Annotated in this window: 27 protein-coding genes; 14 read left to right on the top strand and 13 right to left on the bottom strand. The window is 67.2% G+C overall.

All coding sequences use genetic code 11. The features are described from left to right. Positions 1 to 32 precede the first annotated feature (32 nt). The 5 genes from PS060_RS05745 to PS060_RS05765 all read right to left on the bottom strand — a co-directional run bounded on the left by PS060_RS05745 (position 33) and on the right by PS060_RS05765 (position 5,277). Positions 33 to 857 carry a head GIN domain-containing protein gene (locus PS060_RS05745; protein ID WP_273986140.1) on the bottom strand — a complete coding sequence of 275 codons (825 nt, stop codon included), beginning with the start codon at positions 855 to 857 and terminating at the stop codon, positions 33 to 35. 138 nt (positions 858 to 995) lie between these two features. Further along, positions 996 to 1,529 (bottom strand): CarD family transcriptional regulator, encoded by a 534-nt coding sequence (locus tag PS060_RS05750; RefSeq protein ID WP_273986142.1) that lies wholly within the window; start codon positions 1,527 to 1,529, stop codon positions 996 to 998. Between the two features lie 277 nt (positions 1,530 to 1,806). Continuing rightward, a complete protein-coding gene (gene fdxA, locus PS060_RS05755; protein WP_273986143.1) occupies positions 1,807 to 2,145 on the bottom strand; it encodes a ferredoxin FdxA in 339 nt (112 codons plus the stop codon). Between the two features lie 10 nt (positions 2,146 to 2,155). Beyond that, positions 2,156 to 2,521 (bottom strand): RNA-binding S4 domain-containing protein, encoded by a 366-nt coding sequence (locus PS060_RS05760; RefSeq protein ID WP_273986144.1) that lies wholly within the window; start codon positions 2,519 to 2,521, stop codon positions 2,156 to 2,158. Next, on the bottom strand, positions 2,518 to 5,277 hold the full coding sequence (locus tag PS060_RS05765) for a helicase-related protein (protein ID WP_443112406.1): 2,760 nt from the start codon (positions 5,275 to 5,277) through the stop codon (positions 2,518 to 2,520). Before PS060_RS05765 ends, PS060_RS05760 begins: the two co-directional genes overlap by 4 nt. A 205-nt stretch (positions 5,278 to 5,482) precedes the next feature. Here PS060_RS05765 and PS060_RS05770 point away from each other — a divergent pair, with 205 nt between their 5' ends. From PS060_RS05770 to PS060_RS05800, 7 genes are read left to right on the top strand one after another with little or no spacing between them, the layout of a single operon-like run. After that, positions 5,483 to 7,246, top strand: coding sequence for a M23 family metallopeptidase (locus PS060_RS05770; protein WP_273986146.1), 1,764 nt, complete (start codon positions 5,483 to 5,485; stop codon positions 7,244 to 7,246). Positions 7,247 to 7,304: 58 nt separating this feature from the next. Continuing rightward, positions 7,305 to 8,300, top strand: coding sequence for a porphobilinogen synthase (gene hemB, locus PS060_RS05775; protein ID WP_273986148.1), 996 nt, complete (start codon positions 7,305 to 7,307; stop codon positions 8,298 to 8,300). Further along, complete coding sequence (locus PS060_RS05780) at positions 8,293 to 8,850, top strand: GNAT family N-acetyltransferase (protein WP_273986149.1); 558 nt, start codon at positions 8,293 to 8,295, stop codon at positions 8,848 to 8,850. The genes hemB and PS060_RS05780 overlap by 8 nt, the downstream gene beginning before the upstream one ends. Next, on the top strand, positions 8,843 to 9,394 hold the full coding sequence (locus PS060_RS05785; RefSeq protein WP_273986150.1) for a GNAT family N-acetyltransferase: 552 nt from the start codon (positions 8,843 to 8,845) through the stop codon (positions 9,392 to 9,394). Before PS060_RS05780 ends, PS060_RS05785 begins: the two co-directional genes overlap by 8 nt. Beyond that, a complete protein-coding gene (locus tag PS060_RS05790) occupies positions 9,391 to 9,963 on the top strand; it encodes a GNAT family N-acetyltransferase (protein WP_273986151.1) in 573 nt (190 codons plus the stop codon). The genes PS060_RS05785 and PS060_RS05790 overlap by 4 nt, the downstream gene beginning before the upstream one ends. Further along, positions 9,960 to 10,532, top strand: a complete 573-nt coding sequence (locus tag PS060_RS05795; protein ID WP_273986152.1) for a gamma carbonic anhydrase family protein — start codon at positions 9,960 to 9,962, stop codon at positions 10,530 to 10,532. The genes PS060_RS05790 and PS060_RS05795 overlap by 4 nt, the downstream gene beginning before the upstream one ends. Beyond that, complete coding sequence (locus PS060_RS05800; protein ID WP_273986153.1) at positions 10,532 to 10,813, top strand: DUF167 domain-containing protein; 282 nt, start codon at positions 10,532 to 10,534, stop codon at positions 10,811 to 10,813. The genes PS060_RS05795 and PS060_RS05800 overlap by 1 nt, the downstream gene beginning before the upstream one ends. Here the strand turns inward: PS060_RS05800 and PS060_RS05805 are convergent. The 3 genes from PS060_RS05805 to PS060_RS05815 form a co-directional block, all read right to left on the bottom strand. Then, on the bottom strand, positions 10,810 to 11,442 hold the full coding sequence (locus PS060_RS05805; RefSeq protein WP_273986155.1) for a YoaK family protein: 633 nt from the start codon (positions 11,440 to 11,442) through the stop codon (positions 10,810 to 10,812). The two genes, PS060_RS05800 and PS060_RS05805, sit on opposite strands and share 4 nt — an antisense overlap. Further along, positions 11,442 to 11,960 (bottom strand): DUF1993 domain-containing protein, encoded by a 519-nt coding sequence (locus PS060_RS05810; protein WP_273986157.1) that lies wholly within the window; start codon positions 11,958 to 11,960, stop codon positions 11,442 to 11,444. Before PS060_RS05810 ends, PS060_RS05805 begins: the two co-directional genes overlap by 1 nt. Positions 11,961 to 12,156: 196 nt before the next feature. Then, a complete protein-coding gene (locus PS060_RS05815) occupies positions 12,157 to 13,755 on the bottom strand; it encodes a cisplatin damage response ATP-dependent DNA ligase (RefSeq protein ID WP_273986159.1) in 1,599 nt (532 codons plus the stop codon). A 104-nt stretch (positions 13,756 to 13,859) separates the two neighbouring features. On the opposite strand from PS060_RS05815, the gene PS060_RS05820 reads away from it, so the two are divergent. After that, the gene (locus tag PS060_RS05820; RefSeq protein ID WP_273986161.1) at positions 13,860 to 14,180 is read left to right on the top strand and encodes a hypothetical protein; all 321 of its coding nucleotides are present in this window, start codon (positions 13,860 to 13,862) and stop codon (positions 14,178 to 14,180) included. A gap of 25 nt (positions 14,181 to 14,205) precedes the next feature. On the opposite strand, the gene PS060_RS05825 is transcribed toward PS060_RS05820, so the two are convergent. From PS060_RS05825 to PS060_RS05835, 3 genes are all read right to left on the bottom strand, one after another. Then, positions 14,206 to 15,213: a ligase-associated DNA damage response exonuclease gene (locus tag PS060_RS05825; protein ID WP_273986162.1), complete on the bottom strand. Its 1,008-nt coding sequence runs from the start codon at positions 15,211 to 15,213 to the stop codon at positions 14,206 to 14,208. A gap of 67 nt (positions 15,214 to 15,280) precedes the next feature. Beyond that, entirely contained in the window at positions 15,281 to 17,641 is a 2,361-nt protein-coding gene (gene clpA / locus PS060_RS05830) for an ATP-dependent Clp protease ATP-binding subunit ClpA (protein WP_273986163.1), read from the bottom strand. Between the two features lie 132 nt (positions 17,642 to 17,773). Beyond that, positions 17,774 to 17,980, bottom strand: a complete 207-nt coding sequence (locus PS060_RS05835) for a DUF1192 domain-containing protein (RefSeq protein WP_273986164.1) — start codon at positions 17,978 to 17,980, stop codon at positions 17,774 to 17,776. A 137-nt stretch (positions 17,981 to 18,117) separates the two neighbouring features. Between PS060_RS05835 and PS060_RS05840 the strand changes: the two genes are divergently transcribed. The 6 genes from PS060_RS05840 to PS060_RS05865 all read left to right on the top strand — a co-directional run bounded on the left by PS060_RS05840 (position 18,118) and on the right by PS060_RS05865 (position 24,761). Beyond that, positions 18,118 to 19,104 carry an NAD(P)H-quinone oxidoreductase gene (locus PS060_RS05840; RefSeq protein ID WP_273986857.1) on the top strand — a complete coding sequence of 329 codons (987 nt, stop codon included), beginning with the start codon at positions 18,118 to 18,120 and terminating at the stop codon, positions 19,102 to 19,104. Next, a complete protein-coding gene (locus tag PS060_RS05845) occupies positions 19,097 to 19,726 on the top strand; it encodes a glutathione S-transferase family protein (RefSeq protein WP_273986165.1) in 630 nt (209 codons plus the stop codon). Before PS060_RS05840 ends, PS060_RS05845 begins: the two co-directional genes overlap by 8 nt. Positions 19,727 to 19,841: 115 nt before the next feature. Then, positions 19,842 to 20,765, top strand: a complete 924-nt coding sequence (locus PS060_RS05850; RefSeq protein ID WP_273986166.1) for a UDP-2,3-diacylglucosamine diphosphatase — start codon at positions 19,842 to 19,844, stop codon at positions 20,763 to 20,765. A 5-nt stretch (positions 20,766 to 20,770) separates the two neighbouring features. Beyond that, the gene (locus tag PS060_RS05855) at positions 20,771 to 21,868 is read left to right on the top strand and encodes a glycosyltransferase family 4 protein (RefSeq protein WP_273986859.1); all 1,098 of its coding nucleotides are present in this window, start codon (positions 20,771 to 20,773) and stop codon (positions 21,866 to 21,868) included. A gap of 240 nt (positions 21,869 to 22,108) precedes the next feature. Then, positions 22,109 to 22,846, top strand: a complete 738-nt coding sequence (locus tag PS060_RS05860) for a DUF1013 domain-containing protein (protein ID WP_273986167.1) — start codon at positions 22,109 to 22,111, stop codon at positions 22,844 to 22,846. A 247-nt stretch (positions 22,847 to 23,093) separates the two neighbouring features. Continuing rightward, complete coding sequence (locus PS060_RS05865; RefSeq protein ID WP_273986168.1) at positions 23,094 to 24,761, top strand: AMP-binding protein; 1,668 nt, start codon at positions 23,094 to 23,096, stop codon at positions 24,759 to 24,761. 37 nt (positions 24,762 to 24,798) lie between these two features. Here PS060_RS05865 and PS060_RS05870 read toward each other — a convergent pair whose 3' ends face one another. Next, positions 24,799 to 25,161 (bottom strand): bactofilin family protein, encoded by a 363-nt coding sequence (locus PS060_RS05870; RefSeq protein WP_273986170.1) that lies wholly within the window; start codon positions 25,159 to 25,161, stop codon positions 24,799 to 24,801. A 13-nt stretch (positions 25,162 to 25,174) separates the two neighbouring features. Beyond that, positions 25,175 to 26,275 (bottom strand): M23 family metallopeptidase, encoded by a 1,101-nt coding sequence (locus PS060_RS05875; protein ID WP_273986861.1) that lies wholly within the window; start codon positions 26,273 to 26,275, stop codon positions 25,175 to 25,177. Between the last annotated feature and the right edge of the window lie 27 nt (positions 26,276 to 26,302).

Consider the following 26,302-nt stretch of genomic DNA (forward strand, 5'->3'; position numbering starts at 1 on the left):
AGTGTCGCGCGCGCCTTGCCAGAAGGCAAATATTATTCTGCGGGCTTTGCCGGAGCTGCGGGTGCGGCCGGAGCGGCGGGCGCTGCCGGGAGTGCCGCTTCGGCGGTCGCCGGGGTCTTTGCCGTCGGTGCCTGCGCGCAGTTGAGCGTGCCCGAGCCAAAGGCATTGACCGTGCACTTGGCGGCTCCCGTCACGTTCACATCGCCCGCGCCGGCGATATTGGCGGTTACCTCGCCGTCAGAGGCAAAAGCGACGTCGCCTGCGCCCCCGATCGACACCTCGGCGGTGTCGGCCTTGAGCCCGGCGAGCTCGACTTCGCCGCTGCCGCCAATGTTGACGTTGAGCGACTTGACCGTCCCGGCCCCGCGGATCGTGCCCGACCCGCCGATGTTGATATCGAGCTTTTCGGCGGCGACCGTGCCGAATTCGACCAGGCCCGATCCGCCGATCGACACTTCGGAGGTGCTGGCGAGCTTGGCCGCCTTGATCGTGCCGCTGCCGGCGATCACCAGCTCGCTCGGCGCGGGCATGGTGATGCGGATGGTGGCGTTCGGCTCGCCCTTCCAGCCTTCTTCGCGGGTGATGCCGATGGTGCGTTCATCGCGCACGAAACGCAGCGTATCGGTGTTCTGGCCTTCGACCGTGATCGCGAAGGTGTCTCCTTCGCTCACGATCACCGTATCGCCCGAAGCGAGCACCACTTCCGAGGGCGGCGCGCCTGCCAGTTCGACGTCAGCAAGGGGCACGCCCTTCTGGCCGTTGATCTCCATCTCTGCGCCTTCGCACCCGGCGAGCGTTGCCGTCCCGGCAAGCATGGCAGCAGCAGCGACAAGGCGGCGGCTGGTGGACTGGATCATGGCACGTCTCTCCCGAAAACTCTTGGCGTATTGCTGATATAATACACCCAACCGCGAGGTGCAAGTCTCGCTCGGCCGTCCAACAAAAAAGGGCTGCCCCGCAGGGCAGCCCTTGATGTCGCGTCAAAGCGGGGAGGCTTACGCTTCCTCGGCGCTTTCGTAGTATTGCGGCGCGTGTTCGCGCAGCACGTCGAGGATCTTGCCGAGCGCGGTGGGCTCGTCGGTCTCTTCCATCGCTGCCAGTTCGCGGGCAAGGCGGCTGGAGGCCGCTTCGAAGATCTGGCGTTCCGAATAGGACTGCTCCGGCTGGTCTTCGGGGCGGAACAGGTCGCGGGTCACTTCGGCGATCGACACGAGGTCGCCCGAGTTGATCTTCGCTTCATATTCCTGCGCGCGGCGCGACCACATGGTGCGCTTCACCTTGGGCTTGCCCTTCAAGGTTTCCATCGCCTGCTTGAGGGTCTTGTCCGAAGACAGCTTGCGCATCCCGATCGCTTCAACCTTGTTGGTCGGCACCCGCAGCGTCATGCGCTCTTTCTCGAAGCGCAGCACGTAGAGTTCGAGCTGCATCCCGGCGATTTCCTCCTTCTGGAGTTCAATCACCCGGCCCACGCCGTGCTTGGGGTAGACAACATAATCGCCGACGGTGAATGCGTTCGCGGTGCTTGCCATGCACATTCCTTTCAATCGGCCGACCTGGCAACGGGAGAGAGAACGACCATCCCGGCGGCGCGACCCAACCCCTCACGGGGCGAGCGCCGGGTGCGGATCGTCCGTTTAGGGGGTTGCTGGTGTCCGGCCTTCCTGGTTTCTGGGCGCCTGCGCGGGCGAGGCCCGGCGCGGTCGACGGATTATATAGCACACCTGCAACAAAATTGCGAGTCGTCGATTTACAAGCGAACCCCGATCCCTGCCCCGACCTGTGCCGGTGCAAAGGTTTGCAGCAAAATCAGTCGCCGTCGCCCGGCGCGTCGCTGAAATACTTCTCGAACTTGCCCTTTTCGCCCTTGTGCGCGTCGGCATCTTCGGGGGGCGCCTTCTGGCTCGTGATGTTGGGCCAGATCGCCGAATACTGGGTGTTGAGCTCCAGCCACTTTTCAAGGCCGTCTTCGGTATCGGGCAGAATCGCTTCAGCCGGGCATTCCGGTTCGCACACGCCGCAATCGATGCATTCGCTGGGGTTGATCACCAGCATATTCTCGCCTTCGTAGAAGCAGTCCACCGGGCACACTTCCACGCAATCGGTGTACTTGCACTTGATGCAGTCTTCGGTGACGACGTAAGTCATTGCGGCTCTTTCAAAAGCGGTCTTCGGGATCGGCGGGCCGGATTTCAGCCCCGAGAGGCGACGCTGCTATGGTCAATTGCCCCATAGGGTCAAGTGCCACTGCGTCAACCTCGCGATAATGGGAACGCGCTTCGGCGGGCGAGCCGCGGCGCGCAGGGAGAGCCAGCAGCTCGATCACCCGCACCTGGCCGCCGACCATCAGGGTCAGCACATCACCGATCCGCACGGCTTCCGACCCGCGCGCTACGTGCTGGCGGTTGCGGCGCAGGCCGCGGCCAGCGATCAGGGCGTCGGCAGCGGAGCGGGTGCGGGCGAAGCGCAGATAGACCAGCAGCCGGTCTGCTCTGAGCGATTCGCCCGCGCCGCTACCGGTCATCCCTTGAGCAGATCCGCCAGCTTGTCGAAGGCACCCCCGGCGCGGGCCGGGCCGGTGTCGGGCTTGGGGAGCGGCGGGCGGCTGTCGCGCTGCGGCCGGCCTCCCGGCTTGCCGGAGCGGCGATCGTCGCGCTTCTCGCCGCGCGGCTTGCTGTCCTGCCGGGGTTTGCCTTCGCCGGGCCGCGAATCCTTGCGGTCAGCCTTGCCGTGCCGGGGGCGTTCTGCCCCGCGCCGCGCGTCCCGCCGCGCCTCGCGTTCCTCGGGACGGCGCGGGCGCCAGTACCAGCGGTCAGGGGCGGCGGGGCCGTGCGCGCCCTCGGGCAACGGCCGGGCGCGCTCGCAGCGGAAGCCCGCGCTGCCGAGCAGGCGGCGGGCGTTCTCGGCCTCCAGCCCGACCGACACGGCCAACGCCAGATCGACCCGGAACGGGCGATTGCGCTCCTTGGGATGGGCCTCGACGACCTTGGCCCGCGCATCGAAGGCGGCGCGGAAAATCTTCTCGGCGAGGTCGACGCGGATCGCCTGGGCACCGGCATAGCGGTATCCGGCGGGCAACCGGCCCTTGGCCCAGCTGCCCTCGGCCAGCACGGGGAGCATCGCCTCCTGAACGCTGCGCGTATCCAGCCCCAGCGCGTGGAGCAAGCGGCGCGGGGCGGGCTTCAGCAGCGGCGCATCGAAGATGTCGAGCGCGCCAAAGGTCACGCCGAGCTTGCGCAGATAGGGGCGCATTTCCTTGGGCAGGTTTTCGAGCCCCGCTTCCTCGCGGCTGATGACGCCGCGCGCCTCGATCAGCGTGATGACCAGCGCGCGCGCCTGCGATCCGGCGTTGGGATCGCGCGCGGCCTCGGCCAGCTTGCGCAGGGGTTCGAGCGGTTCGAGCTGCTTGTCGAGCCATGCGGCCAGCCCCGCTTCGAGCTTCGTCTTGGCGGCATCGGGCAGCAGCGCCACGTCGCGGGTGAGGGTCAGCTTCGGTGTGCCGAAATTGCCTGAACCGGGGTGGCCGGGGAAGGCGATCTCCGCCAGCGCGCGGCCCTGCCAGCGGATCGCGCCGCCGCTGATTTCCAGCTCGGCAATGCCTTGCGAGAGCAGCCACTCGGCGCGGCTTTCGAGCAGCGCGGGCAGCGCCTTTTCGCCCGCCGCGAGCAGCATCCGGCGATCTGCCACCCCTGCGGTGGGATCGACATGGAAGCGGAATCCTTCGAGGCGGCCGATGCTCTCGCCCTCCACGGTGAGGTGCCCGTCGGGTTCGAGGGTGACGGGCAGCGCAGAGGCATCCTGTCCCAGCGATTTCATCAAGAGAGTCGTCCTTCGGTTCACGAAACGCTCGGTCAGCCGCGCGTGCAGCGCATCCGAGAGCTTCGCCTCGACCGCGCGTGCCCGCGCAGCCATTTCGTCGCGCGCCAGCACCCAGTCGGGGCGCTGGCAGATGTAGGCCCAGCTGCGAATCGCCGCAATCCGGCCTTGCAGCGTGTCGATGTCGCCTTGCATCCGGTCAAGCTCGGCGATGCGCGCGGCGACGAAATCCGCGCCGAGATAGCCGGCGCTGAGGTCGTCCCACAGCCGGGCCACGAACCGCGCGTGCTGTTCGATGCCAAGGCTGCGGAAGTCGGGGAGCGAGCACGCCTCCCAGAACCGCCGCACGCTCCCCGCCCCGCGCACGGTGTCGGCGATGGGGTCGGCGGCGAGGCGTTTGAGCACGGCGAGGTCGATCGCCTCGGGCGCAGGCCTAAGCACCGGCTTGTCGGGCCGGGCTTCGAGAGCGGCGATCAGCCGCTCGAGCGAATCGCACCGCGGGTCGGCATCGCGCCAGAACAGGTGGGTGAGGGGCGCGAACTTGTGCTCCTCGATGGCGTAGACTTCCTCGTCGGTGAACTGGAGCGGTTCGCCATCGCCCTTGCCCGTGCCCGAGAGCGTCCCGAAGGTGCCGTCGCGCTGGTGGCGCCCGGCGCGGCCCGCGATCTGGGCCATCTCGGACGGGGTGAGGCGGCGCTTCCTGCGCCCGTCGAACTTGCTGAGGCTGGCAAAGGCGACGTGATCGAGATCGAGGTTCAGCCCCATCCCGATCGCGTCGGTGGCGACGATGTAGTCGACCTCGCCCGCCTGGAACATCGCGACCTGCTTGTTGCGGGTCTCGGGCGAGAGCGCGCCCATGACGACCGCCGCGCCGCCGCGGAAGCGCCGCAAGGCCTCGGCCATGGCGTAGACCTGTTCCACGCTGAAGGCGACCACGGCGCTGCGCTTGGGCAAGCGCGAGAGCTTGCACACGCCCGCATGGCTGAGGGTCGAGAAACGCGGGCGGCTGGTCACTTCCGCGCCCGGGATCAGCGCCTTGACCATCGGTTCGAGCGTCGCAGAGCCGAGGATCATCGTCTCCTCCCGCCCGCGCGCGTGCATCAGACGGTCGGTGAAGATGTGCCCGCGTTCGGGATCGGCGCCCAGTTGGGCCTCGTCCAGCGCCACGAAGGCGTGCTGACCGGCGGTGCGCGGCATGGCTTCGGCGGTGCAGAGGAAATAGCGGGCGTCCGGCGGCTCGATCCGCTCCTCGCCGGTGATGAGCGCGACCTGCTTGTCCCCCTTGATCGCCCGCACCCGATCATAGACCTCGCGCGCCAGCAGGCGCAGCGGGAAGCCCATCATGCCGCTGGAATGGCCGCACATCCGCTCGATCGCGAGATGCGTCTTGCCGGTGTTGGTCGGCCCGAGCACGGCGCGCACGCGCGCGGCTTCGGCAGGGCGGGGCGGGGGGGACTGGGTCACGGGCCTGCGGTTCTGTCAGGCTTGCCGACGGGGGGCAAGGCCGGGTGCGGCCCTCATGGCGATCTACGCACAACACCTTATCGCATCAGCGGCGCGGCTGGTCGCTGGTTAACCGCCCATTTACTATGATCGGGCAGAGAAATGCGACAAGGCTGCCCCCGTACGCACGCTTCCGGGCGGATCGGGTGCAACTCTCGGGGCAGTGATGTTGGATCAGGCAGGCAAATTGACCGACGGGCCGGACGCCCCGCACACGCCCGAGGATGCGTCCGGGGCGGATGCGCGCGCGCTTGCCAGTGTGCCGCCCGAGCCGATCGATGCCGAAACCGCGCGCGAACTGCTTCCCTATCTGCGCAATTCCAAGAAATTCGCGCCGCCCACCCGCACGCAGAAGGCAAAGCGCCGCCTCGCGCAACGGGTCGAGGCGCTGGGCGCGCGTTACGAGGTCTGGCGTCTTGATGCCTCGCGCTGGTTCGACCGGCTCGATCTGGCCCCCGATCTGGCAGAAGAGATCGGCAGCCGCCGCTGGCTGCGCGGGCTGGGAACGATGGTGGGGCTGGGTGCGTTCGCTCTGGCGTTCTGGCCCGATCTCACCCCGCTCGAAGCGCGCGCCGCGATGCCGCAGGGCGAGGATGTGCAGAGCGAGTTGCGCAGCCAGATGATCCTGCCGCTGGCGCTGGGTGCCGATTCCGGCCGCCGCATGGGGCCGACCCCGGCGGTGATCCCCTTGAAGAGCGCGCCCGAACGCCCGCAGATCGCGATGGTCGTGACCCTCGCGCCGGGGGACAGTTTTGCCACGATGCTTCGCCGCGCAGGCGTGGCCGGCGAGGATATCGACCGCGCCGCCGCGCTGGTCGGGCAGGCAGTGGCGGTCGGCGATATTGCGCCGGGCACGCAGATGGACGTCCTGCTCGGCCGTCGCACCGCACCCGGACAGCCGCGCCCGCTCGACAGCCTGTCGTTCCGCGCGCGGTTCGACCTCGAACTGGAGCTGACCCGGCCCGGTGTGGGCATGGTCGGCGCCGATGGTTCCCCGGTGGTGCCCTCCGGCCCGCTGGCCTTGAAGCGCAACATCATCCGGGTCGATGAAACCCCGCTGCGCGTACGCGGCGTGGTCGGCAGCAGCCTCTACCGCTCGATGCGGCAGGCCGGCGTCCCGGCAAGCGCGGTGCAGGAATACCTGAAGGCGCTCGACGCCCAGATCGACATGGATCGCGAGGTCAGCGCCAGCGACGAGTTCGACATCATTATCGCCTATCGCCGCGCCGCCACGGGCGAGCGTCAGGCCGGCCAGCTGCTCTATGCCGGGATCGATCGCGGCGGCAAGCCGCGCACCCAGCTGATGCGCTGGGGCAGTGAGGGGCGCTTCTACGAGGCCTCGGGCGTGGGCGAACAGCGGCGCGGGCTGCTGGCGCCGGTGCCGGGGCCGGTCACCTCGAACTTCGGGATGCGCCGCCACCCGATCCTGGGCTACACCCGGATGCACGCCGGGATCGACTTCAAGGCACGTTACGGCACCCCGATCGTCGCGGTCAGCGATGGCCGGGTCAGCGCCGCCGGACGCGCGGGCGGCTGCGGCATCGCGGTGCGGCTGGAGCATGGCGGCGGGCTGTCGACGCGCTATTGCCACATGAGCCAGATGGCGGTGCGGGCCGGGCAGCAGGTGCGGCGCGGGCAGGTGATCGGCTATGTCGGATCGACCGGCCTGTCGACCGGTGCGCACCTCCATTACGAGATGTATCGCGGCGGGCGGGCGATCAATCCGGCCAGCGTCGCCTTCGTCAGCCGCGCGGAATTGTCGGGCACCGAGCTGATCGATTTCCGTCGCCAGCTGATCCGCCTCAAGGAGATCGAGGTCGGCGCGGCGCTCAAGGATCTGGCCCCGCTCCCGGGCGAAACCAAGGAGCCGCTGCGCGAGATCGAGAAAGTCGAGACGGCGGGCCTGCGCCGCACGGGCACGACGCTTTAGCCGCCAGCTGTAACGAGCACTTGTCGTCCAGCGGGCAATGGGCGTAAGCCTTCCCGCCATGACCGGACACTTCCCCAACACCCGCCTGCGCCGCACCCGTGCCACCGGCTGGAGCCGCGCGCTGCACCGCGAGACAGTCATCACCCCGGCCGATCTGATCTGGCCGCTGTTCGTCACGGCCGGCACCGGCGTGGAGGAACCGATCAAGACCCTGCCCGGCGTGTCGCGCTGGTCGGTCGATGGCATTGTCGCGCGGGCGAAGGAAGCGGTGGGGCTCGGCATCCCCGTCATCGCGCTGTTCCCCAACACGCCGCACGAATTGCGCAGCGACGACGGGGCCGAGGCGCACAACCCCGACAATCTGATGTGCCAGGCGATCCGCGCGATCAAACAGGCCTGCGGCAATGATATCGGCGTGCTGACCGACGTCGCGCTCGATCCCTACACCTCGCACGGGCAGGACGGGCTGATCGACGCGGACGGTTACGTCGTGAATGACGAGACTGTCGCGATGCTGGTCGATCAGGCGGTCAATCAGGCGAACGCGGGCGCGGACATCATCGCCCCCTCCGACATGATGGATGGCCGCATCGGCGCGATCCGCCGCGCGCTGGAGATGAACGGGCATCCCAATGTCCAGATCATGTCCTACGCCGCGAAATATGCCAGCGCCTTCTACGGCCCGTTCCGCGATGCGGTGGGCAGCGGCGGGCTGCTCAAGGGCGACAAGAAGGCCTACCAGATGGACCCCGCCAACGCCGATGAGGCGCTGCGCGAAGTGGCGATGGACATTGCCGAGGGTGCGGATTCGGTGATGGTGAAGCCGGGGCTCGCCTATCTCGACATCATCTACCGGGTGAAACAGCGCTTCGACGTGCCGGTCTTCGCCTATCAGGTGTCCGGCGAATACGCCATGATCGAGGCCGCGCAGGCCGCCGGGATCGGGGACCGCGACGCGCTGGTGATGGAGAAGCTGATCGCCTTCAAGCGCGCCGGATGCAGCGGGGTGCTGACCTATCATGCGGCGCACGTTGCCCGCCTGCTGAATGGCTGAGGGCGGCACGCTTTCGACGACACGCCTGATCCTGCGCCCGCCGGTGGCGGAGGATCTGCCGTGGGTGCTCGAACACATGAACACGCCAGCGGTGATGGCGCATCTCGGCGGCGTGCGCGCCGAGGACGCAGTGGCCGAGAGCCTGGCTGACGATATCGCGGCGTTCCACACAGGCGGGCATCAGCGCTGGACGGTGTGGCTGCGTGACGGCAGCGAAACGCGCGTGGGCCGCGTCGGCCTGTTCCATCTGCGCTCCCCCGCCGCGCCTGAGGCCTTGCGCGGTCAGCGCGAGATCGGCTGGACCTTCGCCGAGGCCCATTGGGGCAAGGGCTATGCCAGCGAGGCAGCCGAGGGAGCCCTCGGCTACGCCTTCGGGGTGTTGGGATTGCCCTGCGTCTATGGCCAGACGAGCGATTCCAATGTCGCCTCGACCCGGATGATGCAGCGTCTCGGCTTCGCGCGGCGGGCGGCGCTGGATTATGTCGATCCCGACTATCCGCCCGCCGATAACCCCACCACCGTCTGGCTGCGGGAGGCGCCGCGTGACTGAATTCCGCCATGACACCGCCCGCCTGACCTTGCGCGACTGGCGCGAGGAGGATTGGCCGGTGTTCCGCGATGTGACCAACACGCCTGCGGTGATGCGCTGGCTTGGCGGGGTGCAGGACGAGGCGGGTTTTGCCGCGGGCCGCGCGCGGATCGAGGCCTATCGCGCCGCGCATGGCCACACCTTCTGGGTGGTGGAGCGCCGCGCGGATGGCGCGTTCCTCGGCTTTTGCGGGTTGAAGCGATCGAACCAGCCGGGCGGGCCGCAGGGGATGATGGAGGTCGGCTGGCGGCTGCGCGAGGATGCCTGGGGGCAGGGTTACGCCAAAGAAGCGGCCTCGGCGGCGCTGGCGCTGGCGTTTGACCGTTTCGGCGCGGACGAAGTGATTGCGCTGACTGTGGAGGGCAATGCCGGCAGCTGGGGTCTGATGCTCCGGCTGGGGATGGTGCGGCGCGCCGATCTCGACTTCGACAGCCCCGATTTCGGTCCTGAAAACCCGCGCATCATCGCCTATGCCATCTCCCGCGAGGGCTGGACGGCCGCGTGACCGCCACCGTGCTCACGACTGAAAGGCTGATCCTGCGCCAGATCGAGGCGGATGACCTCGACGCGCACATGACGCTGTTCAACACGCCTGCGGTGATGGCGCATCTCGGCGGGGTGCAGCCGCGCGATGTGATCGCCGCCAAGCATGCGGCCTCACGCGCCAGTTTTGCCGCGCATGGCTTCGGCTTCATGTTCGCCGAGGAGCGCACCAGCGGCGAAATCGTCGCCCATTGCGGGCTGCGCCATGTCGCCCATTGCGGGCTGCGCCATGTCGCCCATCCGCTCGCGCCCAACCCCGATGATTTCGAGATCGGCTGGGTGGTGCGGGCGGATCGCTGGCGGATGGGCTATGCCCACGAGGCGATGCGCGCGGTGATCGGCTGGGGCTTTGCCGTCCATCACGCGCCGCAGATCGTGGCGATCACCATCGCGACCAATATCGGTAGCTGGCGGCTGATGGAAAAGCTTGGCATGACCCGCCGCGAGAACCTCGATTTCGCCGATCCGGCAGCGGGCGTGACGCAGATCCAGTATGCGATCACCCGCGACCAATGGGAGAGCCAGCCATGACTTCACGACCCGGCGTCAACATCGTCCCGATCCACGGCAAGACGCCGCAGATCCACGACACCGCCTTCATCGCACCCGGCTGCACGATCATCGGCGATGTCGAAATCGGCGAGGGCTCGTCGATCTGGTACAATTGCGTGCTGCGCGCCGATGTCTCGCGCATCGTGATCGGCAAGCGCTCCAACGTGCAGGACGGCAGTGTGCTCCACTGCGATCCGCCGCGCCCGGGCGATCCGGATGGCTCGCCGCTGATCATTGGCGATGATGTGCTGATCGGCCACATGGCGATGGTGCACGGCTGCACGATTCACGATCGCGGCTTTGTCGGCCTCGGCGCGATCGTGATGAACAAGGCGGTGATCGGCTCCGACGCGATGCTGGCGGCGGGCGCGATGCTGACCGAGGGCAAAGTGATGGAGCCGCGCGAGCTGTGGGGCGGCCGTCCGGCGCGCAAGATGCGCGATCTCGATGAGGCTGCAATCATGGGAATGCGCATCGGGACAGCGCACTATGCCGAGAACGCGAAGCACCACGCAGAGGCGGTCGCGGCGGCGCTCGGCCAAGGCTGATGGCGCGCGCTCCGGCTCTGCTGCCGGAAACCGGGGAGATGCGAGCACGGCTCGATCCCGAGGGGCGTCTCGCCGTCAAGGTCACCCCCGGCGCGCGCGAGGAATCTGTCACGCTCACCCCCGAGGCCGTGCTGGTGAAGGTGCGAGCCCCGGCGGACAAGGGTGCGGCCAATGATGCGGTCATTCAGCTGATAGCGCGCGCGCTCGGGCTGGCGCCCTCGCGCGTGACGATGTTGCGCGGCGCAACTTCGCGGACGAAAATGCTGAAGGTGACGCTCTAGCGCTCGATCCGCAGCGCCGCGAGCCACAGTGCCAGCGCCGCGGCTGCGGCCAGCGCTGCCGCAGAGAGCGGCGTGACAAGGCAGAGCGCGCCGCCTGTCGCCGCCCCGGCGGCCAGGGCGCTCCACAAGAGGCCGTAACCTCGGGTCGATTCGAGCGGCTCGCCTGCCAGCCTTGCGGCGATGCCCTGCCCGAAGCGCACCAGTGCGCCGGTCATATAGGTGACGCCGACAGTCACCTCGCCATCGCGCGCGAAGACATTGTTGGCCAGCCCCATCGCCATCGCGGAAAGCCCGAGGAAGGGGATGGCAAACCCGCCCGCCAGCAGCCCTGCTCCGCTGCCGAGCAGCACCGCGACCAGCCCGAGCAGCACCCGCTTGCGCCGCCCCTCGTTGCGCCGTGCGATCATCGCCCCGCCGATGACCCCGGCAAGGAACGCCGCGATCAGCCCCAGCGGGGCGAGCGCCAGCGCGGGACGCTCGACTAGCTCCACCCCCATGCGCGTGGTGTTGCCCGACATGAAGGAGGTGAAATAGCCCCCCGCCACCACAAACCCGGTCGCGTCCACCAGCCCCGCAAGCGCGGCCAGCCCCAAAGCGAGACGTTGGCGCGCGGGGTCGTAGCGGTGCATCAGGCGGCGGGCGTGGGCTGTTTCATGTAGCGCATCATATAGCCGACATAATCGATCTTGCCGATGGGCACGCCCTCGGCGCGCAGGATCGTGTAGGTCGCCATCAGGTGGAAATAGAACTGCGCCGTGGCCCAGTCGCGGCAATATTCATGCGCCTGCATCGCGAAGGCCATGCCGTTGGGGAGGGTGAATTCGACCATGTCGCCGCTCGCGGGCCAGGTGGCGGGATCGGTGTTCGCGACCAGCTCGCGCGCTGCCTTGATGCGCGCGTGGGCCTCGGCGAAGCTTGTGATGTCGCTGTCATCAGCGGCCAGATCGAAGTTCCCGAGCCGCTTCAGCGCGGTCACCACCTGATCGAGCGTGAAGCGGATCTGGGTGTGGAGCGGGAACATATCCTCGGCCAGCCGCGCCTGAAGCAGCGCCTCGCCCCTCTCATGGGCTTCGGCCTTGGTGACGAGGTGATCGAGCGTGCCGAGCATATTGGCATAGGTGGCAAGCGCGGCGGTGGCGTAGGACATGGCATCTCTCTCCGTTGCGATTTGCAACCTATTTGCGCCGTGGGCGGCCCCGCGTCAATCCTTGATCAGCACTAGCTTTCGTCATTGCGAGCGTAGCGAAGCAATCCATGGGCCGACGGCGCACCAAACCGAAAGGGCCGTCCATGGATTGCCGCGTCGGCCCTTCGGGCCTCCTCGCAATGACGAGGGGAGGGGTCTAGTCCTTGATCAGCCCCCGCAATGTTTCCAACCGATCCGCCTCGTGCGCCGGCTTGTCCCAGCGGATGCGGTGGATGCGGGGGAAGCGCATGGCGAGGCCGCTCTTGTGGCGCTTGCTGGCGTGAACGCTGTCAAACGCCACCTCGAACACCAGTTCGCGCTTCACCTCGCGTACCGGGCCGAACTTGTTCAACGTGTTCTGCCGCACGAACTTGTCGAGCTGCTTCAGCTCGGCATCGGTGAAGCCGGAATAGGCCTTGCCGACGGGGAGCAGCTCGGCCCCGGCATCGGGGTCGCCGTCCCAGCAGCCGAAGGTGAAATCGGAATGGAAGCTCGAGCGCTTGCCGCTGCCGCGCTGGGCATACATCACCACGCAATCCACCAGCAGCGGATCGCGCTTCCACTTGTACCAGAGGGCAACCTTGCGCCCCGCCACATAGGGGCTCTCGCGGTGCTTGAGCATCAGGCCTTCGATCGCCTCGTCGCGCGCGGTGTCGCGGATCGCGGAAAGCTGCGCGAAATCCTCGGCCTCGACCAGCTGGGAGAGGTCGAAGTGGCTTTCCGGCAGGCGCGGTATCAGGGCTTCGAGAGTCGCGCGGCGCGACTTCCACGGTGCCTCGCGCCAGTCCTGCCCGTCGAGCAGCAGCACATCGTAGAGGCGCACGAAGGCGGGGTAATCGCGCAGCATCGCCTTGGACACGGTCTTGCGCCCCAACCGCTGCTGGAGCGCGTTGAAGCTCGCCGCGCCCCCGACCTCTCCGCCCTGCGCGGAGCCCCGCACCAGCAATTCGCCATCGAGCACCGCGTCGAAAGGCAGCACATCGAGCAGTTCGGGGAAGGTCGCCGAAATGTCGTCACCCGAGCGCGAATAGACCCGCGTCTCGCCTCCGGCGCGCACCAGCTGCACCCGGATCCCGTCCCACTTCCACTCGGCGGCATAATCGGCGAGATCGACTGTGCCATCCTCAAGCGGGTGGGCGAGCATGAAGGGACGGAAGCGGGGGACGCCGGCGAGATCGGGCGCGGGGCCGCCGTGCGCCGCCCATGCGAACAGCGCAGTGTATGGCGGGGCAAGCGCGTGCCAAAACTCTTCAACATCGTCCAAAGACACGCCAAACGCCTGCGCAAACGCCGTCTTCGCCAGCCTTGCCGAAACGCCGACCCGCATCCCGCCCGTCGCCAGCTTGATCAGCGCAAAGCGGCCCCTGGCGTCGAGCCGGTCGAACAGCGCCGCGAGCTCGCGTGGAGCCGAGGCGCGGGTCAGCCCCGAAAGGCGCTCGACCACCTCGGCAAGTGGCAGATCGGAGCGCTGGGCGCCGTCCGTGGGCTCGGGCCACAAGAGGCTCGCAGTCTCCGCCGTGTCGCCGACGAAGTCGCGGCTCAGCGCCCACAGCACCGGATCGACCCGCTCCATCATCAGGTTGCGGATGGTCGAGGACTTCACCGCCGGGAAATCCAGCCCGTCGGTCAGCGCGGCCAGCGCCCAGCCGCGGTCGGGATCGGGACTTGCACGCAGATAGGCCGCGATCAGCGCGAGCTTGCGGTTGCGGCTGGTGGTGTAGACCAGCGCATCGAGCAGGGCGGCAAAACGATCCATCAGCCGCAGTGCCTCAACTCGTCGATCCGTTCATTGCAGCGCCATTTGGATCCGATATGCCCCGCCTGCGTTTGAAGCAAAGTCCCCAACAAGGAGCCCCGCCAATGAAGTTTTCGCCTCTCGCTGCCCTCGGTCTTGTTGTTGTTGCAGCCGTTCCCGCCGGTCTTGCGGCCCAGACGACGGCTGAAACCCCCGCCCCTGCCGCTGCGGCGACCGCCTTCTCGCTCGACACCCCGATCGAAGCGCTGATGGCCGACGAGCGCGCCAAGGCGGTGGTGGTGAAGCACCTGCCGGGGATCGACGTGCACCCCTCCTACGAACAGTTCAAGACGATGACGCTCAAGTTCCTCGCCCCCTATTCGCAGGGGATGATCACCGAGGAAAAGCTGACCCTGATCGCCGCCGATCTGGCCGCCATCAAGTAAGCCTTCGGGCATGGGGACGAGGGGTTCAGTCATCCTCGTCCTCATAGCCAACCAGCGCCAGCGCCCGCGCGCGGCGCTGGCCCAGCGCACACCAGCGCAGCAAGGCCTCCTCGCGGCCATGCGTGATCCAGGTTTCCTGCGGGTTCACCTCTGCGATCGTGCGGGTGAGTTCGTTCCAGTCGGCATGGTCGGAAATCACCAGCGGCAGCTCGACCCCGCGCTGCCGGGCGCGCCCGCGCACCCGCATCCAGCCTGATGCCATCGCGGTGACCGGATCGGGCAGGCGGCGGCTCCAGCGGTCGTTGAGGGCAGACGGCGGGGCGATGACGATGCCGCCGCGCATTTCATCCTTGGTCGCATCGCTCACCAGCCGCAAATCACCCAGCATCACGCCGTGTTCCTCATAGAGCCGGCACATCGCCTCCATCGCGCCGTGGAGCCAGATCGTCTCGTGGTGGCCGCCCGCGCGAAGTTCCGCGATCACCCGCTGCGCCTTGCCTAGCGCATAGGCGCCGACGAGGATGCAGCTGTCGGGGCTCGCCGCGCGGGCTTCGAGCAGTTTGGCGATTTCCTCGCCGATGGGCGGGTGGGTGAAGACCGGGAGGCCGAAGGTCGCCTCGGTGATGAAGATGTCGCAGGGGGTGACTTCGAAAGGCGCGCAGGTCGGATCGGGGGCGCGCTTGTAATCGCCGGTGATGATGACGCGCTCGCCCGCGTGTTCGAGCAGGATCTGGGCGCTGCCGAGAACGTGCCCGGCAGGCAGGAAGGTCGCCGTCACGCCCCCGCCGATGGCGATGCTCTCGCCATATTCCACCGGCGAGGCGCCTTCGCGGGTCTGGTAGCGCAGTTCCATGATCGCGAGCGTCGCCGGGGTGGCGATGGTGATGCCGTGCCCGCCGCGCGCGTGGTCGGCGTGGCCATGGGTCACCAGCGCGCGGGGCACGGGCCGCGAAGGATCGACCCAGGCGTCGGCGGGGACGATGTGGATGCCCCACGGTTCGGGCCGGATCCAGGAGAAGGGGGCGGCGGTCATGCTGTTCCAAACAAAAGGGGCGCGGGAGAGGTTCCTCTCCCGCGCCCCTTTGGCGTTTTTCGCGCGGTCAGCCCTCGTCCGTTTCCGGAGCGGGGTTCTTGGCGGCAGGTTTCTTCTTCACCGACACCTTCTTGGCAGGCTTCACCTTCGGCGGGGCCGGGGTCATTTCGAAGGCGGGCTTGCCGTCCTTGATGCTGACATGAACCTCGCCGCCGTCGGCGAGCTTGCCGAACAGCAGTTCCTCGGCGAGCGGCTGCTTGATCTTTTCCTGGATCAGGCGGGCCATCGGGCGGGCGCCGTAGAGCTTGTCATAGCCCTTGTCGGCGAGCCAGCTGCGCGCGTCGCTGTCGAACTGGATGTGGACGTTCTGTTCGGCCAGCTGGAGTTCGAGCTGGAGGATGAACTTGTCGACCACGCGCGCGACGATGCTCTTGCCGAGATAGGCGAAGGGCACGATCGCATCGAGGCGGTTGCGGAATTCGGGGGTGAACATCTTCTTCACCGCCTCGTCGCCCGCGTCGGCCTTTGACACATCGCCGAAGCCGATCCCCTGCCGCGCCATGTCCGACGCACCGGCATTGGTGGTCATGATCAGCACGACATTGCGGAAATCGACCGTCTTGCCGTGGTGATCGGTCAGGCGGCCATTATCCATCACCTGGAGCAGGATGTTGAACAGGTCAGGGTGCGCCTTCTCGATCTCGTCCAATAGCAGGATGCAGTGCGGGTTCTGGTCGACCGCATCGGTCAGCAGCCCGCCCTGATCGTAACCGACATAGCCCGGAGGCGCGCCGATCAAGCGGCTGACCGAATGGCGCTCCATATATTCGCTCATGTCGAAGCGCTTGAGTTCGATCCCCATGATCGTGGCGAGCTGGCGCGCGACTTCGGTCTTGCCGACGCCGGTGGGGCCGGAGAACAGGAAGGAGCCGATCGGCTTATCGGGATCGCGAAGCCCGGCGCGCGACAGCTTCATCGCGGTGGCGAGACGCTGGATCGCCTCGTCCTGCCCGAAGACGACGTGCTTCAGATCGCGTTCGAGGTTTTCGAGCGCCTTCTTGTCGTCCTTGCTGACCGACTTCGGGGGGATGCGCGCCATCGTCGCGATCACCTGCTCGATCTCGCGCGCGGTGATGGTCTTCTTGCGGCGGCTGGGCGGCACCAGCATCTGCATCGCGCCGACCTCGTCGATCACGTCGATCGCCTTGTCGGGCAGCTTGCGGTCATTGATGTAGCGCGCCGACAGCTCGACTGCGGTCTTGATCGCGTCGGGGGTGTACTTGACCTTGTGGTGATCCTCGAACGCGCTGCGCAGACCCTTGAGGATCTTGATCGTGTCCTCGATGGTGGGCTCGTTCACGTCGATCTTCTGGAACCGGCGCAGCAGCGCGCGGTCCTTTTCGAAGTGGTTGCGGAATTCCTTGTAGGTGGTCGAGCCGATGCAACGGATCGCGCCGCTGGACAGCGCGGGCTTCAGCAGGTTCGAGGCGTCCATCGCCCCGCCGCTGGTCGCGCCGGCACCGATCACGGTGTGGATTTCGTCGATGAACAGCACCGCGTGGGGCATCGCCTCAAGCTCGGTGACGACCTGCTTCAGCCGCTCTTCAAAGTCACCGCGATAGCGGGTGCCCGCGAGCAGCGCGCCCATGTCGAGCGAGTAGATCACCGCTTCGGCCAGCACCTCGGGCACATCGCCCTCGACGATCTTGCGCGCGAGGCCTTCGGCGATGGCGGTCTTGCCGACGCCGGGATCGCCCACATAGAGCGGGTTGTTCTTCGAACGGCGGCACAGGATCTGGATCGTCCGGTCAACCTCCGGCCCGCGCCCGATCAGCGGGTCGATCTTGCCGCTTTCGGCCTTGGCGTTGAGGTTGACGGTGAACTGGTCGAGCGCGGTTTCCTTCTTGTTGCCGCCCTGCTCCTTGCTCTGCTGCGCCGCTTCTTCCTGCTTGTCGGTGCCCTGCGGGGTCTTGGGCTCAATCTGGCGCCCGCCCTTGCCGATGCCGTGGCTGATATAGCTCACCGCATCCAGCCGGCTCATGTCCTGCTGCTGGAGGAAATAGACCGCGTAGGAATCGCGCTCGGAAAACAGTGCGACCAGCACGTTGGCGCCGGTGACGGTGTCCTTGCCGCTCGACTGGACGTGGAGGATCGCGCGCTGGATCACCCGCTGGAAGCCCGCGGTGGGCTGCGGATCGGCGCCGTCCTCGGTCTTGAGGCTCTGATATTCCTGATCGAGATACTGCTTCACCACCTCGCCCAGTTCGGCAAGGTCGACCCCGCAGGCGGCCATTACCGCAGCAGCGTCCTCATCGTCGATCAGCGCCAGCAGCAGGTGTTCGAGCGTGGCATATTCGTGCCGCCGTTCGGATGCATTGCCGAGCGCATTGTGCAGCGTGCGTTCGAGGTTCTGGGCGAAGCTGGGCATGGGGGAGGCCTTTTCAGCTGAGAGAGGTTGCTCGTGGCGAAGGAGCGGAGGGAGCCGGTTTCCAACAATATGGGTGGGACCGCGAGAATTGCGAATCCGCTAATGTCGATACGCGGGCGATGCGCAAATGGATCATCCGCCCGCTTTCCCGCCGAACAGCGCGTCGGCGGCGGCGCGGTGGGCGGCGGCCTTGTCGCGGTGGGCTGTCACCCGGGCAATCTCGGCCTCGAGCAGCGCGATCCGCTCTGCCAGCTCGGCCTGCGAGTAAGGGCCGAGGTCTTCGCCCGCGAGGCGACTCGCCGCGTCTCCGCTGGGGCGTGGGCGATCGGGTTCTTCCATTGCCATGCAGCATCAGGGGGAAGCGGCTTGCTGTCAATCGGCGAGACGGTTATTCGCACATGAGACATAGTTAACTGCGACGGATCAGGGGGAACGCGGTGGTGATGACAAGCGGGGCGGCCGCCTTGCCCGAAATGATGCAGGCCATCGGCTTCGATGCGCCCGGCGGGCCGGAGGTGCTGCGGCTCCAATCCGTGCCTCTGCCGCGCCTGCGCCCCGATGATGTGCTGATCCGCGTCGCCTATGCCGGGGTCAACCGCCCCGATTGCCTCCAGCGCGCGGGCGCCTATCCCCCGCCGCCGGGCGCTTCGCCCCTGCTGGGGCTGGAGGTCGCGGGCGAGATCGTCGCGGTCGGCACCGAAGTCCCGCGCGAGATGATCGGGCAATATGTCGCGGCCCTCACGCCGGGCGGGGGCTATGCCGAATATTGCGCCGCGCATTGGCAGCACACCCTGCCGGTGCCCGAGGGGATGATGCTGTCCGAAGCGGCGGCCTTGCCCGAGACGCTCTTCACCGTCTGGCACAACCTGTTCGAGCGCGGCCTGGCGCGCGACGGGGAAAGCGTGCTGATCCACGGCGGCACCAGCGGCATCGGCACTATGGCGATCATGCTCGCCAAGGCCTTCGGGCTCACAGTGATCGTCACCTGCGGCGACACCGCCAAATGCGCCGCCGCCACCCGCATCGGCGCGGATGTGGCGATCAATTACCGCGAACAGGACTATGTCGAAGCGGTGCTGGCCCACACCGAGGGCAAGGGTGTCAACATCGTGCTCGACATGGTGTCGGGCGATTATGTCGCGAGGAACCTCAAGTGCCTTGCCGAGGATGGCCGCCATGTCACGATCGCGGTGCTGGGCGGGGCCAAGGCCGACATCAACATGGCGGTGGTGATGATGCGCCGCCTGACGCTCACCGGATCGACCCTGCGCCCGCGCTCCGACGCCTTCAAGGCCGCGCTCGCCGACGAGATCGCCGACAACGCCTGGCCGCTGTTCTGCGACGGGGAGCTGTCGCCGGTGATGGACATGACCTTCCCGCTGGCCGAAGCCGCCGCCGCCCATGCGCGGATGGAAAAGGGCGAGCATATCGGCAAGATCGTGCTCGAGGTGGCGGGTGGCTGAGGCGCTGACCCTCCACGAAGACCCACGCAGCGGGAATTGCTTCAAGATCAAGCTTACCGCCGCGCTGCTCGGCCTGCCGCTGGCGACCCGTGCCTATGACATCATGCGGGGCGAGACCCGGACGCCCGAGTTTCTGGCAACGGTGAACGCCAATGGCCGCATTCCGGTGCTTCAGATCGGGGAAGGGGCAGACGCGCGCTTTCTGCCCGAGAGCAACGCCGCCTGCTGGTATCTCGCCCACGGCTCGGCATTGATCCCGGCGGATCGTTTCGGCGAGGCGGATTGCCTGCGCTGGATGTTCTTCGAGCAGTATAACCACGAACCCAACGTCGCCACCTTGCGCTTCTGGCTGCGCTTTGTGGGCGAGGCCAATCTGTCGGAGCAGCAGCGCGCGCAGATTGGCGCCAAGCGCATGGCAGGCTGTGCGGCGCTGGAATTGATGGATAAGCATCTGGCAGATAACACCTTTTTCTGCGGCGACGGCGTGACGCTCGCCGATATTGCGCTGTTTCCCTACACCCATGTGGCCGAAGAGGGCGGTTTCGGCCTGGGAGATTACCCGCACATACAGGCATGGATCGCGCGCATCGCAGCGTTGCCCGGCTTTGTCCCGATGGACTGACCGCGCGCCTGTCATGGTTCTGAAAACATGACGCGAAACCGCCACCGGCTTGAGAGTCGCGTGTAACAATTGGCTGGCATTGGTGCCCCTGAGACAAGCCACTCAGGAACCTCCCATGACCGGCGCCGACCTCGACGATCTGCTCCCCGACAATATCGCCAGCTTCCCGATTGTCCCCCCGCGCACGCCCGAGCCGGAAGGGCCGGAGCACGACGCCAAGCGGCGTTCCTATCGCACGATCTGGATCAGCGACGTCCACCTCGGCACCCGGGGCTGCAATGCCGCGCTGCTGATCGACTTCCTCGACCATACCGACAGCGAGACGATCTACCTCGTCGGCGACATCATCGATGGCTGGCGGCTGAAGAAGAAGTTCTACTGGCCCGCCGCCCACAACGACATCGTCTGGCGCATCATGAAGCGCGCCCGGCGCGGCACGCGGGTGGTCTATATCCCGGGCAACCATGACGAGATGTTCCGCCAGTTCACCGGATTGAACTTCGGCGGGATCGAGATTCGCCGCGCCGCCTTCCACGACACCGCAGATGGGCGGCGGCTTATGGTGCTGCATGGCGATGAATTCGATGCCGTCATGCTGTCACACCGCTGGCTCGCCTTCGTGGGCGACCATGCCTACCACCTGATGATGAAGTGCAACCTCGCGGTGAACACCGTGCGGCGCTGGATGGGCAAGCCCTACTGGTCGCTCAGCAAGGCGGCCAAGCACAAGGTCAAGAACGCGGTTGAGTTCATCGGCAAGTATGAGGAAGTCGTCGCCCGCGCCGCTGGCGAGCGCGGGGTTGACGGGGTGGTGTGCGGGCACATCCACACCGCCGAGTTCCGGATGTTCGATCACAACGGCAAGCCCATCGAATACTGGAACGACGGCGACTGGGTCGAGGGCTGCAACGCGCTGGTCGAACATCACGATGGCCGCATGGAAATCCTCCACTGGCCCGACGAGATCAAGCGCCGCGCCGCAGAACCGCTCGCCGCCGAATCGGGCGGTGCCATGCAGAGCGCGCGCGAGGCGGCGTGAATCGCCTGGCCGCGATCCCGCTTGAGGGTGCCGCCGTCACCTCGCTTCGGCCGGTTCCGGCCAGCATCGCGATCGTCACCGATGCCTGGCACCCGCAGACCAATGGCGTGGTGCGCACGCTTTCGACCACCTGCGCAGTGCTGCGCGGCTGGGGGCATGAGGTCACGGTCATCAGCCCCGAGGGCTACCGCTCGATCCCCGCGCCGTCCTATCCCGAGATCCGGCTGGCGCTGACCGCCCCCGGCGCGGTCGGGCGGCGGCTGGCGGCGATCGCACCCGAGGCGGTGCATATCGCCACCGAGGGGCCGCTGGGTCTTGCCGCGCGGGCCTATTGTCTGCGGCGCAACGTGCCCTTCACCACCGCCTACCACACCCAGTTCCCGGACTATGTCGCGCGCCGCACCGGGCTGCCCGCGCGCGTCTTCTGGCCCTATATCCGCTGGTTCCACCGTCCGGCGCAGCGCATCATGGTCGCGACCGAGACGATCCGGGCGCAGTTGCGCGACGAGGGTCTGACCCATCTCACCCACTGGAGCCGCGGGGTCGATCTCGCGTGCTTCTCGCCGCAAGCGCCGCTGCCGCCCGAATATGCCGGCATTGCCGGGCCGATCCTGCTCTATGTCGGGCGCGTCGCGGTCGAGAAGAACATCGAGGCGTTCCTCGCCTGCCCCTATCCCGGAACCAAGGTGGTGGTCGGCGACGGCCCGGCCCGCGCGGCGCTGGAGGCGAAGTTTCCGGACGCGCTGTTCCTTGGCAAGAAGAGCGGCGCGGCGCTGGCGGGTTGCTATGCCCATGCCGATGTCTTCGTCTTTCCCTCGCGCACCGACACCTTCGGCCTGGTGATGATCGAGGCGCTCGCCTGCGGCACGCCGGTCGCCGCCTTCCCGGTGCCGGGGCCGCTCGACATCCTGACGGATAGCGTGGGCGCGATGAGCGAGGATCTCACCCGCGCGATCGACGCCGCGCGCTACTGCGACCGCGCGGCCTGCGCGGCCTATGGGGCGAGCTTCAGCTGGGAGGCGGCGACCCGCCAGTTCCTGTCAGGGCTGGTGGCGCTGGAAGAAGAGGAAGCGGTTTCGCTCCAAACTCCCGACGTTTTTTGATTCGCGGTCGCGCTGGCGCGCGACGCAGACCCCCCGCCCCGCCTGACCACCCGGCCACCATAACATAGTGGTACTATTGGTGGCCGGGTGGGGAGGCGGGGCGGGTGGTCTGCGCCACCGAAGGCGGCACGCAAACAAAAGAATCCATTTCTTGCCGTTTGGCCCCAATTCGCCTATCTGGCCCCGCAAGGCGGCCGCTCCGAAAGGGGCGGCCCTTCTATTTTCAACGGAGATTTCCCCATGGCCACCAAGGATCAGCCCAAGCCGCTGATGCCCCATGCCACCGCGACCTGGCTGGTGGACAACACCGCATTGAGCTTCGAACAGATCGCCGAGTTCTGCGGCCTCCACATCCTCGAAGTGCAGGCGATGGCCGATGATCTGGCCGGCAGCAAGTACACCGGCCGCGATCCCGTCCACTCGGGCGAGCTCACCCAGGCCGAGATCGAGAAGGGCCAGGCCGATCCGGCCTATGTGCTCAAGATGCACAAGGCGCCGGTCGAGGTGACCCGCACCAAGGGGCCGCGTTACACCCCCGTCTCGAAGCGTCAGGACAAGCCCGATGGCATCGCCTGGATCCTGCGCCACCACCCCGAGGTGTCGGACGCGCAGATTTCCAAGCTGATCGGCACGACTCGCAACACCATCGGCGCGATCCGTGACCGTTCGCACTGGAACATCCAGAACATCACGCCGAAGGATCCGGTGACGCTGGGCCTGTGTTCGCAGCGCGAACTCGACTCGATGGTCGCCAAGGCCGCCAAGCGCGCCGGGATCACCGAGGATGCGGACGCGCCTGCGGCACCGGTGCGCAATGATCGCGAAAAGCTGATCGAGGAACTGCGCGCCGAGCGTGACGCCCAGACCAAGGCCGCCAGCGAAGCCGCGCAGGAAGCCGAAGCCGAAGCCTGGCTCGCCCGCAAGCGCGAAGCCGAAGCCGCCGAAGAGAAGATCGACCCCGAGAGCGGGTTTATTTGATGTTCTGATTGCGGGGGCGCCTCCGCGCCCCCGTCCTCGGCGCCGTTTCAAGCCCTGCGGGCTTGAGCGCCTGCGGCTCGCGCGCGTGCGCTCGCGGCCCGTCCGTTGGCGGGCCGAAGTTGCTCTATCTCCCTGATGTTTGATTTGGGCTCCGTGTCGGGCACGGGGTGACGGGGATTTGCCATTTGCGGCAGTCGCCCCCCACTTTCGCTTGTGCGCCAAGCGATTGTGCGCCAAGATTACTGACATGACTGTCAGTAGTGTCGCAACCGCCTATCACCATCCCGTCCCGCTCGATACGCGGTTCGAGCCCGCCACTTTGCCCGCGCTGCTCGAACGCACTCTGGCGATGAACCCGCAGGCGCCGTTCCTGCATTTCCTCGGGCGCACCTATAGCTACGCCCAGATCCACAAGGAGGCCAAGGCCTTCGCGCTCGGTCTTCAGGCGATCGGCATTGCCAAGGGCGACCGGGTCGGCCTGTTCCTGCCCAACGTGCCGATCTACGCCGCCGCCTATTACGGCGCGATGATGGCGGGCGCGGTGGTGGTGAACTTCTCACCGCTCTATTCGGTCGAGGAGCTGAGCTGGCAGGTGGGCGACAGCGGCACCAAGGTGCTGGTGACGCTCGACGTGCCCGAGCTCTACAAGACGGCCGCGAAGGTGCTTGAAGGCTCGGCACTGGAAACGCTGGTGGTGGGCAGCCTTGCCGACCAGCTGCCGTGGTACAAGGGGCTCGCGCTGCAATTGCTGAAGCGCAAGCAGATCGCCGATGTGGCCCATGGCCCGACGATCAAGAGCTGGGCCGAGATGATCCCCGTCGGTACGCTCGCCCCGGTCGATGTCGGCCCGCAGGACCTTGCTCTGCTGCAATATACCGGCGGCACCACCGGGCGGCCCAAGGGGGCGATGCTGGGGCATGACCAGCTGTCGGTGAACGCGCAGCAGGTCGCTGCCTTGAATCCCTTCGGCAATCCGACGGGCGAGGTGTTCATGGGCGCGCTGCCGTTCTTCCATGTTTTCGCCAACACCGCGCTGCTCAATCACGCGATGGTGACGGGGGCCTCGATCGCGATGGTGCCGCGGTTCGAGACCAAGCAGGTCCTGGAGACCATCCAGCGTTACCGCTGCACCGGCTTTCCCGGTGTGCCGACGATGTTCCAGGCGATCCTCGATCACCCCGACCTTCCCAAGACCGACCTTTCCAGCCTCAAGGTCTGCATCTCGGGCGGCGCGCCGATGCCGGGGCCGGTGCATGAGAAGTTCGAGGCCGTGACCGGGGTGCGGGTGTGCGAGGGCTATGGCCTTACGGAAAGCGCGGGCGTGGTCTCGGCCAATCCCTATCAGGGCACGCGCAAGCGCGGCACCATCGGCCAGCTGGTGCCGGGAACCGAGGTGGTGCTGCTCGACAAGGAAGACCCCTCGCGCCTCGCGCCCGAGGGTGAGCCGGGCGAGCTGGCGGTGCACGGCCCGCAGGTGATGCGCGGCTACTGGAACCGGCCGGAGAGCGATGCCGAGACCTTCGCGGCAATCGGCGGCAAGCGCTACCTGCGCACCGGCGATGTCGCGCGGATCGACGCCGAGGGCTTCCTTGAAATCGTCGACCGCATCAAGGACATGATCGCGGTGGGCGGCTTCAAGGTCTTCCCCAGCGTGGTGGAGGACGTGATCCTCGAACACCCCGCGGTGAAGGAAGCGCTGGTGATCGGCGTTCCGGAAGAATATCGCGGCGAGGTGCCGCGCGCCTATGTGACGCTGAACGAGGGCGCATCAGCCACGGGTGACGAACTGGCGGCGTGGCTCAATGCCAGGATCGGCAAGCATGAGCGGGTCGACATGGTGGTGGTGCGCGAAAGCCTGCCCAAGACCATGATCGGCAAGCTGGATCGCAAGACGCTGCGGGCCGAAGTGCTCTGACCTCTCTCCTCCCGCAAGCGGGAGGGAGGATGCGGTTCTACTCCGCCGCCTCGACGCTCGGCACGGGCTTGACCACGGTGCGGGCGTTGGGGGCGAAACGGCCGTCGACTTCCGCGCCCTGTTCGATGGTCAGCGCGTCATAGTGGACATCGCCTTCGATCCGGGCGGTCTTGAGGATCACCAGCTCGCGCGCGGTGATCGATCCGGTCACCTTGCCGGCCATCCGGGCGCTTTCGGCCACCACGGCGCCGCTGATGCTGCTCTTCTCGCCCTGCACGAGGCTGGCGCACTTGATGTCGCCTTCGATATTGCCGTCGATGTGCAGATCGGCGGTGGCGCTGATGTCGCCCTTGATCGTCACATCCGCGCCGATCACCGAGAAGGTTGAGCCAGAGGCCATGCCGGAACTCCTGTTAACGGGCCGCGCGGGGGGCGGGGCGGGCTGATCCGGCTGCGCGGACTTCCTTGAGAACATCGGGGGCAGCCTCCAGAAACGGGCGCGGGTTGATCGCGCGGTCATTGATGCGGATTTCGAAATGCAGGTGCGGACCGGTCGAGCGCCCGGTGTTGCCGAGCCCGGCGATGGTGGTTCCGGCCGCGACCTGCTGGCCGACCCGCACATCGAAGCGCGACAAGTGCGCGTAACGGGTCAACATCCCGTTACCATGGGTGATCTCGACGACATTGCCATAGCCCGACTTCTGTCCGACGAAGGTCACCCGGCCATCGGCGGCGGCAAAGACCGGCGATCCGATCGGGCCTTTGAAGTCGATCCCCGCGTGCATCGCGCCGCGCCCGTTGAAGGGGTCGCGGCGATAGCCGAAGCCCGAAGTGATCGACTGGATGCTCGCGGGCACGACCTGCGGGATACCGTCCAGCGCGCGCTCCAGCACGGCCATGCGCGCAAGGCTGAGGCCGAGGCGTTCGAAGCGCGGGTCGATGTCATCGGCGTCGGTGATCGCCTCGAACGGGCCGCCCATCGCTTCCTGGGTTTCGCGGCTGAGGAACTTGGGGTCGAGGTTCAGCTTGCGCATCGCGGCCTCGGCGCGGCGGGCGCGGGCATCGGCGAAGCGGGTGAGGCGCTCGACATAGGCGAGCTGGCGGGCTTCAAGCTCGGCCAGACCCTTGGCCTGCGGGAACAGCGCGCTGACTTTCTTGACGGTTTCGTTCGTGATGGCAGTCGAATCGGTGACAGTGCCGCTCGCTGCGCCTTCCTGCACCATGTCCTCGGGCAGCATCCGGGCCATCTCGTCGAGGAAATCCTGCCGCTGCTTGAGGTCGTTCACGACCTTGTCGAGATCGCCGCCATAGGCCTTCAGACGCTCGCTGGTGGTGGCGACGCGGGCCTTTTCCTCGACGAAGGAGGCAAGGTCAGCCTCCGCCCGGTACTGGCCCCAGGCCATCACCGCGAGCGCGACGAGCCACAGGAACACCAGCGCGACCACGCCGGCGGCGACGCGCATCTGCAGCTTGGCGGAAATCTTGACGAAGCGCACCTGCCCATCGGCGCGCATGAAGAACTCGCGGTCGGGGAACCAACG

This window comes from Erythrobacter sp. BLCC-B19, from assembly GCF_028621955.1.
In the GTDB taxonomy this organism is placed as follows: Bacteria; Pseudomonadota; Alphaproteobacteria; order Sphingomonadales; family Sphingomonadaceae; genus Erythrobacter.

Bases quoted from the DNA above. Each gene is read 5' to 3' on its own strand.
- PS060_RS05745 (WP_273986140.1), bottom strand. From the start codon at position 857: ATGATCCAGTCCACCAGCCGCCGCCTTGTCGCTGCTGCTGCCATGCTT.
- PS060_RS05750 (WP_273986142.1), bottom strand. From the start codon at position 1,529: ATGGCAAGCACCGCGAACGCATTCACCGTCGGCGATTATGTTGTCTAC.
- fdxA (WP_273986143.1), bottom strand. From the start codon at position 2,145: ATGACTTACGTCGTCACCGAAGACTGCATCAAGTGCAAGTACACCGAT.
- PS060_RS05760 (WP_273986144.1), bottom strand. From the start codon at position 2,521: ATGACCGGTAGCGGCGCGGGCGAATCGCTCAGAGCAGACCGGCTGCTG.
- PS060_RS05770 (WP_273986146.1), top strand. From the start codon at position 5,483: ATGTTGGATCAGGCAGGCAAATTGACCGACGGGCCGGACGCCCCGCAC.
- hemB (WP_273986148.1), top strand. From the start codon at position 7,305: ATGACCGGACACTTCCCCAACACCCGCCTGCGCCGCACCCGTGCCACC.
- PS060_RS05780 (WP_273986149.1), top strand. From the start codon at position 8,293: ATGGCTGAGGGCGGCACGCTTTCGACGACACGCCTGATCCTGCGCCCG.
- PS060_RS05795 (WP_273986152.1), top strand. From the start codon at position 9,960: ATGACTTCACGACCCGGCGTCAACATCGTCCCGATCCACGGCAAGACG.
- PS060_RS05800 (WP_273986153.1), top strand. From the start codon at position 10,532: ATGGCGCGCGCTCCGGCTCTGCTGCCGGAAACCGGGGAGATGCGAGCA.
- PS060_RS05805 (WP_273986155.1), bottom strand. From the start codon at position 11,442: ATGCACCGCTACGACCCCGCGCGCCAACGTCTCGCTTTGGGGCTGGCC.
- PS060_RS05810 (WP_273986157.1), bottom strand. From the start codon at position 11,960: ATGTCCTACGCCACCGCCGCGCTTGCCACCTATGCCAATATGCTCGGC.
- PS060_RS05815 (WP_273986159.1), bottom strand. From the start codon at position 13,755: ATGGATCGTTTTGCCGCCCTGCTCGATGCGCTGGTCTACACCACCAGC.
- PS060_RS05820 (WP_273986161.1), top strand. From the start codon at position 13,860: ATGAAGTTTTCGCCTCTCGCTGCCCTCGGTCTTGTTGTTGTTGCAGCC.
- PS060_RS05825 (WP_273986162.1), bottom strand. From the start codon at position 15,213: ATGACCGCCGCCCCCTTCTCCTGGATCCGGCCCGAACCGTGGGGCATC.
- clpA (WP_273986163.1), bottom strand. From the start codon at position 17,641: ATGCCCAGCTTCGCCCAGAACCTCGAACGCACGCTGCACAATGCGCTC.
- PS060_RS05835 (WP_273986164.1), bottom strand. From the start codon at position 17,980: ATGGAAGAACCCGATCGCCCACGCCCCAGCGGAGACGCGGCGAGTCGC.
- PS060_RS05840 (WP_273986857.1), top strand. From the start codon at position 18,118: ATGCAGGCCATCGGCTTCGATGCGCCCGGCGGGCCGGAGGTGCTGCGG.
- PS060_RS05850 (WP_273986166.1), top strand. From the start codon at position 19,842: ATGACCGGCGCCGACCTCGACGATCTGCTCCCCGACAATATCGCCAGC.
- PS060_RS05860 (WP_273986167.1), top strand. From the start codon at position 22,109: ATGGCCACCAAGGATCAGCCCAAGCCGCTGATGCCCCATGCCACCGCG.
- PS060_RS05865 (WP_273986168.1), top strand. From the start codon at position 23,094: ATGACTGTCAGTAGTGTCGCAACCGCCTATCACCATCCCGTCCCGCTC.
- PS060_RS05870 (WP_273986170.1), bottom strand. From the start codon at position 25,161: ATGGCCTCTGGCTCAACCTTCTCGGTGATCGGCGCGGATGTGACGATC.
- PS060_RS05875 (WP_273986861.1), bottom strand. From the start codon at position 26,275: ATGCGCGCCGATGGGCAGGTGCGCTTCGTCAAGATTTCCGCCAAGCTG.